General features: G+C 64.5%; 11 protein-coding genes and 2 pseudogenes. 10 read left to right on the forward strand and 3 right to left on the reverse strand.

Features of this window, described 5'->3' with window-relative positions; all coding sequences use genetic code 11:
- Positions 1 to 31 precede the first annotated feature (31 nt).
- Positions 32 to 1,093, reverse strand: a complete 1,062-nt coding sequence (locus tag HHL14_RS26885; protein ID WP_169500626.1) for an ornithine cyclodeaminase — start codon at positions 1,091 to 1,093, stop codon at positions 32 to 34.
- 216 nt (positions 1,094 to 1,309) lie between these two features.
- On the opposite strand from HHL14_RS26885, the gene HHL14_RS26890 reads away from it, so the two are divergent.
- The 6 genes from HHL14_RS26890 (at position 1,310) to HHL14_RS26915 (ending at position 5,878) form a co-directional block, all read left to right on the forward strand.
- Positions 1,310 to 1,741: an Lrp/AsnC family transcriptional regulator gene (locus HHL14_RS26890; RefSeq protein ID WP_169500627.1), complete on the forward strand. Its 432-nt coding sequence runs from the start codon at positions 1,310 to 1,312 to the stop codon at positions 1,739 to 1,741.
- Between the two features lie 320 nt (positions 1,742 to 2,061).
- The gene (locus tag HHL14_RS26895; protein WP_169500628.1) at positions 2,062 to 2,820 is read left to right on the forward strand and encodes a dimethylarginine dimethylaminohydrolase family protein; all 759 of its coding nucleotides are present in this window, start codon (positions 2,062 to 2,064) and stop codon (positions 2,818 to 2,820) included.
- Between the two features lie 75 nt (positions 2,821 to 2,895).
- Positions 2,896 to 3,498, forward strand: a complete 603-nt coding sequence (locus tag HHL14_RS26900; RefSeq protein WP_169500629.1) for a transporter substrate-binding domain-containing protein — start codon at positions 2,896 to 2,898, stop codon at positions 3,496 to 3,498.
- A gap of 106 nt (positions 3,499 to 3,604) precedes the next feature.
- Positions 3,605 to 4,285 carry an ABC transporter permease gene (locus HHL14_RS26905; protein WP_169500630.1) on the forward strand — a complete coding sequence of 227 codons (681 nt, stop codon included), beginning with the start codon at positions 3,605 to 3,607 and terminating at the stop codon, positions 4,283 to 4,285.
- Position 4,286: 1 nt separating this feature from the next.
- Entirely contained in the window at positions 4,287 to 5,039 is a 753-nt protein-coding gene (locus HHL14_RS26910; RefSeq protein WP_169500631.1) for an ABC transporter permease, read from the forward strand.
- Positions 5,040 to 5,062: 23 nt separating this feature from the next.
- The gene (locus tag HHL14_RS26915; RefSeq protein WP_206002532.1) at positions 5,063 to 5,878 is read left to right on the forward strand and encodes an ABC transporter ATP-binding protein; all 816 of its coding nucleotides are present in this window, start codon (positions 5,063 to 5,065) and stop codon (positions 5,876 to 5,878) included.
- 117 nt (positions 5,879 to 5,995) lie between these two features.
- On the opposite strand, the gene HHL14_RS26920 is transcribed toward HHL14_RS26915, so the two are convergent.
- The gene (locus HHL14_RS26920; protein ID WP_169500633.1) at positions 5,996 to 7,096 is read right to left on the reverse strand and encodes a succinylglutamate desuccinylase/aspartoacylase family protein; all 1,101 of its coding nucleotides are present in this window, start codon (positions 7,094 to 7,096) and stop codon (positions 5,996 to 5,998) included.
- A 300-nt stretch (positions 7,097 to 7,396) separates the two neighbouring features.
- Here HHL14_RS26920 and HHL14_RS26925 point away from each other — a divergent pair, with 300 nt between their 5' ends.
- Positions 7,397 to 7,858 (forward strand): Lrp/AsnC family transcriptional regulator, encoded by a 462-nt coding sequence (locus HHL14_RS26925; RefSeq protein ID WP_169500634.1) that lies wholly within the window; start codon positions 7,397 to 7,399, stop codon positions 7,856 to 7,858.
- A 41-nt stretch (positions 7,859 to 7,899) separates the two neighbouring features.
- Here HHL14_RS26925 and HHL14_RS26930 read toward each other — a convergent pair whose 3' ends face one another.
- Positions 7,900 to 9,129: an NAD(P)/FAD-dependent oxidoreductase gene (locus HHL14_RS26930; protein ID WP_169500635.1), complete on the reverse strand. Its 1,230-nt coding sequence runs from the start codon at positions 9,127 to 9,129 to the stop codon at positions 7,900 to 7,902.
- A gap of 277 nt (positions 9,130 to 9,406) precedes the next feature.
- Between HHL14_RS26930 and HHL14_RS34015 the strand changes: the two are divergent.
- The 3 genes and pseudogenes from HHL14_RS34015 to HHL14_RS33345 form a co-directional block, all read left to right on the forward strand.
- Positions 9,407 to 10,081, forward strand: a pseudogene (locus HHL14_RS34015) (DUF3348 domain-containing protein); the annotation flags it as partial.
- Positions 10,082 to 10,402: 321 nt separating this feature from the next.
- Positions 10,403 to 10,528: pseudogene (locus tag HHL14_RS34020) on the forward strand (DUF3348 family protein); the annotation flags it as partial.
- Positions 10,529 to 10,538: 10 nt separating this feature from the next.
- Positions 10,539 to 12,445: DUF802 domain-containing protein (locus HHL14_RS33345; protein WP_230413222.1), on the forward strand; the 1,907-nt coding region annotated here is incomplete at its 3' end.

The following is a 12,445-nucleotide window of genomic DNA, read 5'->3' on the forward strand; positions in this document are numbered from 1 at the left end:
GGGCGGGTGATGTGTTGGCTCGCGACGGTTCTCAGGCCGACGCCAGTGCGGTGTCGGCCTGCGCGGCGCCGCTCGCGGCTGTCGCGAGTTCGCCGAACAGGTCCTTCGGATCGGAGGTCGCCGGGATCAGCGCGACGTCGATGCCGACATTGTGCTCCTGCGCAAGCGCATGCAAATAGCGAAGCGCCGAATAGTCTTCGAGCGCGAAGCCGACCGAGTCGAATACGGTGACCTGTTGGGCACTTTCCCGTCCCGCGATTTCGCCGCTCAACACGCGCCACAGTTCGATCACCGCCGAGTCGGCGGGCAACTGCTGGATCTCGCCTTCGATGCGGGTTTGCGGTTCGTACTCGACGATCACGCGACTCATGTTCAGCACGTCCGCATGCAGTTCGGTTTTGCCCGGACAGTCGCCGCCCACCGCGTTCAGATGCATGCCGGGTTCGATCATGTCCGGTGTGATGATCGTCGCGTATGCCTTGTCGGCGGTGACCGTCGTGACGATATCGGCGCCGCGGACCGCCTGTGCGGTCGATGTCGCACGAACGATGCGCAATTGCGGCCATGCGGCGAGATTGCGAATGAGTTTGTCGGTGGCGCGGCTGTCGACGTCGAATAAGCGAATCTCGTCGATACCCAGTAGCGTATGAAAGGCGATCGCCTGGAATTCACTTTGCGCGCCGTTGCCGATCAGCGCCATGCTTCGCGAGTCGGGCCGCGCCAATGCCTTGGCCGCGAGCACGGAGGTCGCCGCCGTGCGCAACGCGGTGGTCAGCGTGAGTTCGGAAAGAAGCAGCGGATAACCGGTATCCACCGAAGCCAGCGCGCCAAACGCCATCACGGTATGCATGCCGCGCCCGGCGTTGATCGGATGTCCATTCACGTATTTGAAAGCAAACAGTTTCGCATCGGCGACCGGCATCAATTCGATCACGCCGAATTGCGAGTGGCATGCGACGCGCGGCGATTTGTCGAAATCGCTCCAGCGCAGATAGTCGTCGCGAATGGTTTGCGCGAGCTGGTCGAGAAAGCGCGGCACGCCGATATCGGCGACGAGTCGATAGGTGGCGGGCACGTCGAGGAAGCGGGTCATGATGATGTCTCCGTTATTGATGCGGGCTCCTGCTGCGGAGCGATAGCGAGATTATTCCTTGCACACGTGCCAAAAAAAAGACGACAAACGTTGCAGTTTTTCGATTGGCGATGTCAAGATGAGCGCACCCGATAAGCATTTTGTACAGTAGCGCGCTTCTGTGTGAACCATGCGTTCTCGCAGTGGCCGGAACTGGCATCGACCAGGCACACAATAATGATCGATCTCGACGATATCGACAGGCAACTGATCGCTTTACTGCGCGACGACGCGCGAATGTCCGTCGTGACGCTCGCGAAGCATCTGCGGGTCGCGCGCGCGACGGTGCAGAACCGGCTCACGCGTCTCGAGCAGGGCGGCGTGATCATGGGCTATACGGTGAGGCTAAAGCCGGTGGCGGAAGCGCATCGGATTCGCGCGCTGATGTCGATAGCGGTCGAGGGAAACCGCGCGGCCGACGTGCTCAGGATACTCAGAGGACACCCCAGCGTTGCGACGATCCACAGCACGAATGGACGCTGGGACCTGATCGCGGAGTTGCGGGCGGACTCGCTGGAGAACTTCGATCGGGTGCTGGGTGCGATTCGTCTGATCGATGGAATCGCGAGTACGGAAACCAGCATTCTGCTGTCGACGCACAAGATCTAGACCACGCAGACCCGGCGGATTCCGCTGCCGTGCGCATGCCGCATGGTTCTTCCGCATTGATCGAATGACCGGCGCAACCAGAGACTCGCGTGAGTCGCGCCGCGTATCACGCCCCCTCGACCTGACCCAGTCTCCTCGATACCACCCGACGTTCAGCGGAATGCGCTGCATGCTCCCTCGCATTCAACGCATTCCGCTGCGTCCGATGCGAAGTTCGACGCAATTGATCAAATTTGATGCTCAATAATTTATCGACCCCCCGGGCTGTTCGACATCCGGGCTATCGAAACCGGGACCTGGTCCCTCACTGAGATACCTTCATGCACTTCAGTCAAGCGATTGTCCGGCGTCCCGCCGCTTCGTGTGCGAGCGGCCTCACGACTGCGCAGCTCGGCGCGCCCGATTACGAAAAGACCTTGAGCCAATTCGATGCGTATTGCGCGGCGTTGCGTGATCTGGGTCTGAAGCTCGCCGAGTTGCCGGCACAGAGCGAATTTCCCGATTCGCACTTCGTCGAAGACACCGCGGTCGTGATGCCCGAACTGGCGGTCATCACGCGTCCGGGCGCACCGGCACGACGCGGAGAAACGGACACGATCGCGCCAGCGCTGGCAGCGTTCCGGGAACTCCGTCCGCTGGCGGCCGGCAACATGGACGGTGGCGATGTGCTGATGGTCGACAAGCGCTTTTTCATCGGTGTGTCGGGACGCACCGACGCCGCCGGCATTCGCGCCTTTACGGATATCGTCGCACCGCACGGCTATACGGTCGATGCGATCGAAGTCGCCGGCGGTCTTCATCTGAAGTCTGTCGTCAACTATATCGGCAATAACGTGCTGCTGCTCAACGAAGCGCTCGCGGACCACGAAGCGTTTCGCGATTTCGAGCGCATCGTGGTCGACGCCGAAGAAGAGTACGCAGGCAACACGCTGTGGATCAACGACACGCTGATCACGCCGCAAGGCTATCCGCTCACGTTGAAGCGACTCGAATCGCTCGGCCTGCCGCTCATCCAGCTTGACACGAGCGAGTTCCGCAAGATGGACGGCGGGCTGACCTGCCTGTCGCTGCGCTTCTAATGCCGCGTTTCTAATGCTGCGCTTCTAATACGGCGCGTTTAATCGCACCTCTCCAGTCAAACCGAAGGATCCGACATGAAAGCGGTCATGGCAGCCACGCTGCTCGCGGCGGTGGCGTCGCTGGGCGTCACGAATGTTGTGCATGCGGCGGATAGCGCCGCGATCAAGGAGCTGCGCTGGGGCGTCGACGGCGGCTACCCGCCGTTCGACGAACTGTCGCCGGCCGGCACGATTGTCGGATTCGATCCGGATATCGCGACTGCGATCTGCGAAGGCATGAAGGTGAAATGCGTGTTCGTGGTGCAGCCGTTCGAAAGTGCGATCGCCGCATTGAATCAGAACAAATTCGACGCACTGATCGCGTCGCACGGCGTGAGGATTCTCTCCTACGCGAACCAGGAGAGCGTGTATCTGGATCTGCTGTCGGGACGGATGGATGCCGCGCTGCAGGACGATATCCAGGCGCAGGCGAGTGTTCTGCACACGCCGCGCGGCAAGAATTTCCAGTTCGTCGGACCGGCGGTGGAAAACGCGGATTCGCGCGTGGCGATTGCCGTGCAGAAGGGCAACCTGAAATTGCGCGACGCCATCAACAAATCGATTGCGAACATCCGCGCGAACGGTAAGTACGACGCCGTGCGCAAGAAGTACTTCGCGTTCGATATCTACGGGTCGTGATCGGCGTGTGCCTGCGCATCGATTGAGATACTCGCGACACTTGCGATACCAGCGTCGATTGCCGCGCCGATTGCCGTGCCCCGCCACTGAACCGGGAACCTGACTCATGGTGCAAGACTATCTTCCGACGCTGTTGCACGGCGCGTGGCTGTCCCTCGAAGTCGCGCTGGCTTCGCTGCTGCTAGCGGTTGTATTCGGGCTGGCCAATGCGCTCGTCAAGCTGTTCGGCAGCGGCTGGCTGCGTGCGTTGTCCGTTGCCTATACGACGGCGATCCGCGGCGTGCCCGAACTGGTGATGATGCTGTTCCTGTTTTACGGCGGCGAGCGCATCACCAATATCGTGGTGGGCGCATTGGGCGGCCCACAGATCGATTTCAACAAGTTTGCGGCCGGTGTAGTGACGATCGGCTTCGTTTATGGCGCGTACTTCACGGAGACGTTTCGCGGCGCATTTCTCGCCGTGCCGCGCGGCGAACTGGAAGCGGGGATGGCGTACGGAATGTCCGGATGGCAAACCTTCCGCTTCATTCTATTGCCGCGAATGATTCCGTTCGCGCTGCCGAGCGCGAACAACAACTGGCTCGGGCTGATGAAAGCCTCGGCGCTGGTGTCGATTCTCGGCCTGCAGGACATGGCATGGGTCGCGGAGCAGGCGGGCCGCGCGACGCAAAAGCCTTTTCTGTTTTATCTGCTCGTCTGCCTCGCCTATCTGGCCATCACCACATTGTCGGGCGGCTGTGTGCGCAGCCTGCAAAAGCGCTACGAACTCGAAGGACGGCGGATCTGATATGAACGCGAGCGACTTTCTTCAGGACCTCGGCACTTTTCTCTGGTCGAACGGTTTCGATCAGACCGGACTCGTCGTGACGGCACGGCTGTTTCTGCTGGCTGCCATTCCGGGGCTTGTACTCGCGTCGGCTTGCGCGCTGTTGCAGGTCTATGGCCTGCGATACGTCGCGCAACCCATTGCGCTCTTCGGGTACTTCTTTCGCGGCACGCCGCTCTACCTGCAATTGATGCTGATCTACTACGGTCTGTCGCAATTCGAGGTCGTGCAGAACGGCTGGGCCGACGGCAATCCGTTCTGGCTGATGTTCCGCAATGCGCTTTTCTGCGCGGTGATCGGCTTCGCGCTCAATACGGCGGCCTACTCGATGCAGGTTCTGAAAGGCGCGCTGCTGAGCTATCCGCGCGGCGAGATCGTCGCGGCCGAAGCGCGCGGCATGTCGTTCGCAAAGATCGTCTTCAGGATCGTGCTACCCGGCGCGCTGCGCAGAACGGTTCCCGCATATAGCAACGAAATGGTGTTTCTCTTGCACGCGACCTCGCTGGCCAGCACGATCACCTTGCTCGATATCACCGGCGTCGCGCGGGCTATCTACGCGAGTACCTATTCGCTGTTCTATCCGTTCTTCGTGGCCGCGCTGTTCTACATGACGTGCACGTTTCTTCTGCTGTATGCGTTCCGGCAGGCGGAAAGAAAATGGCTCGCGTTTCTCAGGCCCGCCGCGCCTTCGATGGTGGCCAAACCCTCACTATGAATTCTTCCGCTTGGGATCAACGAATGAATCTGCTCGACCTTCCAGGTCTGGACCCGCGGCCGGCCACCGCGCCGATCAAACTGCAGGCGCGCGACATTCACAAGCGCTACGGCGTGGACGAGGTGCTGAAAGGCGTGAGTCTCGATGCGCGAGCGGGCGACGTCATCAGCATCATCGGTTCGTCGGGCTCGGGGAAAAGCACTTTTTTACGCTGCCTGAATCTGCTCGAATCGCCGAGCGCCGGCAGTATCGCGCTCGACGGAGAAGAGGTCGCGCTCGTCGCGGATCCGAAAACGGGCTCGATGCGTCTGGCAGACCGCAAGCAGCTTCAGCGGCTACGTTCTCGGCTCGCGATGGTGTTCCAGCATTTCAATCTGTGGGTTCACATGACGGTGCTGGAGAACGTGACCAAGGCGCCGGTCCATGTACTGGGCGTGTCGCGCGACGAGGCCGTGGATCGCGCGCGACGGTATCTTGCGCGCGTCGGTCTGGAGCGCTTCGAAAACGCTTATCCGTCGCATCTGTCGGGCGGCCAGCAGCAGCGCGTTGCCATCGCAAGGGCGCTCGCGATGGAGCCGGAGGTGATGCTGTTCGACGAACCGACCTCGGCGCTCGATCCCGAACTCGTCGGCGAGGTGCTACGCGTGATGCGCTCGCTCGCGGAAGAGGGCCGCACGATGGTGGTGGTGACGCATGAAATGGCGTTTGCCCGAGAGGTGTCGAACCAGGTACTGTTCGTTCACCAGGGCCTTGTCGAGGAGCGTGGGGACCCCGCCGAGGTTCTGTCGAAACCGCGCAGCGGCAGGCTCGCGCAGTTTCTGTCCGGCACGTACAAGTAGCCGCGCGTTTCGCGCGGGTTTCTTCAGCGCGGATCGCTTCAATACGCTCGCGCCGTGCCTGCTTCACAGCGCGGGACGTGCCGGTTGCGCAGAACTTCGCAATCGCGAATCACGCACTCAGGGCGTGGTCGGCGAGTCTCCTGCGATCCGGCAAAGCACCATCCCGCGCGTCGCGAATCGCAGCGTGTTGCGGGCGAACAGCAAGCCGCCCGCATTCGCCTTCACGTCCGTTGTCACGCTCGTAAGCGGATCGATGATCTGCGCAATCGTCTCACCGGCCTCGACGCGCGCGCCGGGCTTTTTTAGGAAAGCGATGACACCCGTGCACGGTGCGACCGGCGACGCGACATGACTGTACGGCAGCGCCTTGCACTGCAGAGCCGGCGCTTCTTTCGGCGTGCCGTCGATCAGTCCGCGTCCGATCAGTGTCTGATAGATCGCGTCCGCGTCGACGCGGGCAAGTTCGTGATCGACGTCGGCCTGGCCGCGAAGCTCGATCGTCACCGCGTCGCATGACGGCGGAATCGGGAAACGGTCGCGGTACCGGTCGGCCAGACGCCACCAGGTTTGCGAGCAACTTTCGTCGAAGCACTGGCCGCTGTCGCCGGTGCCGAGGAGCACGAGCGGAACCTGCATATAGCGCGCGAGGGGTTCGATTCGCGGCAGGTTCGGCGCCTCGGTGTACAGATGCGGAATCGACTCCGTGTCGCAATGCAGATCGAACACGACGTCGGCATCGTGCGCGAGTGCGATCAGCGTGTGGCGCATCGACTCGAGTTCTGTAGTCGGTGCGATCGCGTCGAGGTGGCGACGCATCGCGTCGCGAATCAGGCGGGTGTTCAGTCGCGGGTCGTCGCCCAGCTGGTCGTCGAGCTGGTCGCCGATCAGCGTCGCGAAGTCGGGGTAGGCGCGGTTGAAGTTCTCGCCGCTGCGCAACTCGTAGCGTCCGAGTTGGCCATGCAGCACGGTCTGGGACAAACCGGCGGGATTCGCCACCGGCACGACGACGATTTCTCCACGGATCTCGCCGCGCTGTTCCGCCTGCGCGAGCATCGGGCGCAGATGATGAAGCACCAGCATGCCCGGCAGTTCGTCCGCGTGCAGCGCGGTCTGCAGATAGGCTTTGAGTCCGGATGCCGAAGCCCCATAGTGAAAGCTGACGATGTCGCGTTGCGTCGCGAGGCTGTCGGTAAGAAGCGGGTGTCGTTCGATTCGCATGTCGAGGTTCGAGTCGTTGCGGGAGCCGACGCACAGGCCGCCAGGGTGGCGGATCGCGTACGGATGAGGACGAAGAGGTGAGTCACAGCGCGGCTGCCATTGCGCCGCGCGATTGCTGCGCGGCATGCGGTACGAGGGTGGCTTGCCGTGATGTCATTTTGCGCGAGATTCGATGAATATTACGGGCGAATCATGATTCCACACGGAGCGGTTATGGTCGAAAATCAGCCGGACTGCAGCGGAATCCTCTGCGCGATTGCACCAGGTGCGTACGCGTCAACGATCGATGAAGGAACAGGAATGGATAAAAAGCCGGAACTCGACAAGATAGATCAGAAGATCATCGAGATTCTGCAGGTCGATGGACGGATTTCGTATCAGAAGCTGTCCGAGCAGGTGAATCTGACGCCGCGTCCGTGTCAGGAGCGGGTGCGTCGTCTGGAAGCATTGGGCGTGATTGCGGGCTACCGGGCCGTGATCAAGCCGCAGCGCGTGGAGCGCTCGATCATCGTGCTGGCGCAAATCGCGCTCGCGGATCATGCGCGCTCCCAGGGGCCGTTCGAAGCCGAGATGCGTAATAACGAGGCCGTACTCGATTGCTGGCTGATCAGCGGGACCTTCGATTTTCTGGTTCGGCTCGCGTGCCGGGATCTCGAGCAATACCGGGACTTTGCGAATTCGTGGCTGGTGAGCAACCGCTTCAAGATCGAGAAGATCGTCACGACCACCGAGCTGCAGGTGATCAAGCGCAGCGAGATCTAGCGGGGTGGTTGGGCGGCAATCGTCGTGCGGCGCGCTTGCGCTTAGAACCGCTCGACCCGGAACGGCGTCGGATCGACCAGCGTCGTTTCGCCGGTCATCATTTCGGCGATCAGCCGTCCCGTTACCGGGCCGAGCGTGAGGCCGTGATGCGCGTGACCGAACGCGAACCAGAGGCCCGCGCGTTGCGTCGCCGGTCCGATGATCGGCATCATGTCCGGCGTACACGGGCGACGCCCCATCCACGGCTCGGCGTCGAGGCGCTCGCCGAGCGGGAACAGCGTGCGCGCGATCGGCTCGACCGCGTCGAGCTGCACCGGCGTTTTCGCCGCGTCGATGCGCGCGATTTCCGCGCCGGTGGTCAGGCGGATGCCGCGCGCCATCGGCGCGAGCACATAGCCGTGTTCGACATCGAGCACCGGATGATTGAGCCGCGCGGCGCGCGGCGCGTAGTGCATGTGATAGCCGCGTTTGACCGCGAGCGGCAACCGGTAGCCGAAGCGCGTGCTCAAGCGCTCCGACCACGGCCCGAGCGCGACGACCGCCGATGCGGCCGAGACCGTGCCGTCCTGCGTATCGACCTGCCAGCCTTCGCGCAGCGTGTCGGCATCGCCGAGAAAAAAGCGCCCGCCGAGCGTTTCGAAGTACCGCGCGTACGCGGTGACGAGCGCGTTCGGATCGCTGACCGAATCGGATTGCGGATAGCGCAGCCCGCCTTGCAGGCGCTTGTCGAGGTCGGGTTCGAGTTGTTGCAGGCGCGGCGCGTCGAGCGTTTCGAATTCGACGCCGTATTCGCACTGCCATTGCTCGGCGAGTCGGACTTCGGCTTCCCGCGCGGCGGCGCTGCGGAACACCTTGATCCAGCCGATCGGCCGCAGCAGCGCGCTCGCGCCCGCGTCGGCGGCGAGCGCGCGATGTTCGCTCACGCAATGTTCGATCAGCGTCGCGTATGACTTCGCGATTTCAGCATGCTTCGCGGGATGCGAGTTGCGCCAGTAGCGCCACAGGAACGGCGCGACTTCGAGCATCGCATCGGCGTGGTAGCGCACGTCGGGCGACTGGTTGCGCGCATAGCGCAACAGCGTGCCGAGCCCGCGCGGAAACGCGTACGGGTAGACCCCTTCGCGCTGGATCAGCCCGGCGTTGCCGAACGAGGTCTCGTTGCCGGGCTGCTGACGGTCGATCAGCGCGACCGCGCGTCCGCGTTTCTGCAGATGCACGGCCACGCAGACACCGACAATGCCGGCGCCGAGCACCACCGTATCGAATTTCATGCTCCCTGTGCGCCTCGCGGTCGTATGTTCACTTCTTCGATGCTCCGCCGTGTTGCAGCTCGCGGCGAGGGGCTGACTTTCATCTTATACAGGGATTGGCCTGCTTCGCCATCGGCAAAAAAACCATGTCGGGGAAATGCGCGAAAGGACGGCGGAATGGAGCGAAGCAGCGTCTTCAAACATGCGTTGGAAGCGCGAGTTCGTGGACTGCTGCGCGGACGACTTCGGTCAGGCGCGCGCCAGCGTGTAAACTGCTGACTTTTTTGCTTCCGGTGGTATGTCGCAAGCCCCTCAGCGCAGCGCCCTCAGCGGGCCCGCGCTCGTTCGTTTACTCGCCCGTCTTGCCGAGGTCGACGTCGCCGAATCCCGGCAATCGCTCGCGGACCGGCTGAGCCAATGGCTCGGCTGGACCGACGCGATCGCGTTGTCGTCGGCGCTGAACGGCGCACCGCCCGCGGTGGCCGGCGGCGCGCGTGCGTTCGGCCGCGCCGAGGAGGACGAATGCACGCGGGTGCGCCGCTCGCTGGTGAGCGCGATTGCCGGCGATAGCGTGTTCGCCGGCGCGCGGCGGCGCGGCTCGCCGTCGTTCTCCGCGCCGGGCGCGCCGATGGCCGCGTCGCGCGTGGCCGTCGACACGCCGGCCGACTACGCGGTGTTTCGTCAGCGTTATCTGGCGCTTCAGCAGTCGATGGAAACGGCGATCGGCACGTTGCGCGGCCGGCTGCGCGCGCTGCTGGCGACCCAGGCGCCGGCGCTCGCGCGGCTTGCGGTCGTGGATGCGGTGATGGAGCGCGCGCTGGGCGAGCGCGAGCGGACCTTGCTCGGCGCGGTGCCGGGTCTGCTCGGCGGTCACTTCGAGCGTCTGCGGGAGGCGGAGAAACGGCGGGTGGCGGCGATTGAAGCTCAGGCCGAAGCGGCGGCGCAAGCCGACGCTGATGCCGTGACGCAAGGTGATGCCGACACTGCGGCGCAAACCGGCGCAAGCGCCGATGCCGCCGATGCCGGGATGGCGCCAGGCCCGCAGCCGGTGGCGGACGTCGAAGCCGGTGCTCAGCAGGCCGCGCAGTTGCAGCCGCAGTCGGCGCCGGCCGCGGTTGGCACCAGCGCAATGCAACGGCAGTCCGCCGCGGCCGAAGCGCAAACCGTGGCAACCACCGCAGTTGCAGCCGCAGCCGCGCAACCGAGGCCAGCCCCGGCTCACACCGAAGCGCCGGCCCACGCTCGCGTCGCGGCAGTACCGCCACCAACGGCCACAACGGCCACCCAACACACCGCGCCGGTCGCCCCCGATGCGTGGCTCGACGTATTCCGCAAGGACATGCAGAGCGTTCTGCTGGCCGAGCTGGATGTTCGTTTTCAACCGGTCGAAGGGCTGCTCGCGGCTCTTCGCGCCTGCTAACTGGGACCCCATGTCCAGATATCGTATCGACCTCGTTGTGTTTCTCGCGGGCTTGGCCGCGGCGTGCTGGATTGCCGTCGGTTATGCCGTCTCCAACCCGCTCGCGTTTGCCGTCACGCTGCTGATCGGCGCCTTCTACGTGGCGGGCGCGCTCGAATTGCGCCGCTACAGCCAGGCCACCGCGACGTTGACGGGCGCGCTCTCCGCGTTACCGGCGCAGCCCGCTCAGGCTGGGTCGGCGCCGAACCTCGCCGCGTTTCTCGATGCTGTGCATCCGAGCCTGCGCAATCCGGTGCGGCTGCGCGTCGAAGGCGAGCGCGTCGGCTTGCCCGGACCGGCGCTGACGCCGTATCTGGTCGGCCTGCTGGTGCTGCTCGGCATGCTCGGCACCTTGCTCGGCATGGTGATGACGCTGCGCGGCACCGGCCTCGCGCTGGAGAGCGCGAGCGACCTGCAGGCGATCCGCGCATCGCTGGCCGCGCCGGTCAAGGGACTCGGCTTCGCGTTCGGCACCTCGATCGCGGGTGTCGCGACGTCGGCGATGCTCGGGCTGCTGTCCGCGCTGTGCCGCCGCGAACGGCTCGAAGCCGCGCAGCAGCTCGACGTGCGGATCGCGACGAGCCTGCGCGTGTATTCGCAGAGCCATCAGCGCGAAGAGAGTTTCCGGCTGCTGCAGCGCCAGGCCGACGCGACGCCGCTGCTGGTCGACCGTCTGCAAACGATGATGAGCGCGCTCGAAGCGCAGAGCGCCGCGTCGAACGAGCGCCAGCTCGCGAGTCTCGACGCGTTCTACGGCCGCACCGAAGCTGCGTATCTGCGGCTGGCCGGCGTGATCGAACAATCGCTGAAGGACAGCGTGACCGGCAGCGCGCGCGCCGCCGGCGAGGCGCTGCAGCCGGTCGTGCAGGCGACGCTGGCCGGACTCGCGCGCGAAACCGCCAGCTTGCACGGCTCGGTGAACGAGGCGGTGCAACGGCAGCTCGACGGTATGTCGAGCGGCTTCGCGGCGACCACGGCGAACGTCGCCGCGATCTGCAACGACGCGCTCGCCGGACATCGGCAGGCCAGCGACGCGTTGGCCGCGCAGCAGCGCACGTCGCTCGAACGCGTCGCCGAAGCGTTCGAACAGCGCTCGACCGCGTTGCTCGACGGCGTGTCCGCGCGGCTCGACACGACCGCGAGTGGCCTGTCGCAGGCGTGGGGCGACGCGCTGGCGCAGCAGCAAAGCGCGGGCGACCGGCTCGCGACGTACAACGAACAGGCACTCGCACGCGCCGCCGCGACTTTCGAGCAGCATGCGGCGGCGCTGCTGGAGGCGGTCGGTCGCTCGCAGGCGAGCCTGCAGACCGACCTGGCCGCGCGCGACGAGCAACGTCTGGCCGCATGGGCCGACACGCTGGGCGCGGCGAGCGCGAAGCTCAACGAGCAATGGCAGCAGACCGGCGAGCAAACCGCGAATCGCCAGCAGGCAATCTGCGATGCGCTCGCGCAAACCGCGCGCGATATCTCCGCGCAAACGCAAACGCACGCCAGCGCGACGCTCGCCGAAATCGACCGCATCGTGCAGGTCGCCGCCGACGCACCGAAGGCCGCCGCGAACCTGCAAGCCGAACTCGCGGCGCGCGACGAGCAGCGCTTCACCACGTGGACCGAGACGCTCGGCGCGATGACGGCGAAGCTCAACGAACAATGGCAGCAGACTGGCGAGCAAACTGCGAACCGTCAGCAGGCAATCTGCGACGCGTTAGCACAAACCGCGCGCGATATCTCCGCCCAAACGCAGACGCACGCCAGCGCGACGCTCGCCGAAATCGACCGCATCGTGCAGGTCGCCGCCGACGCACCGAAGGCCGCCGCGAACCTGCAAGCCGAACTCGCGGCGCGCGACGAGCAGCGCTTCACCACGTGGACCGAAAC

The sequence above is a fragment of the Paraburkholderia antibiotica genome (assembly GCF_012927125.1).
Classification (GTDB): Bacteria; Pseudomonadota; Gammaproteobacteria; order Burkholderiales; family Burkholderiaceae; genus Paraburkholderia; species Paraburkholderia antibiotica.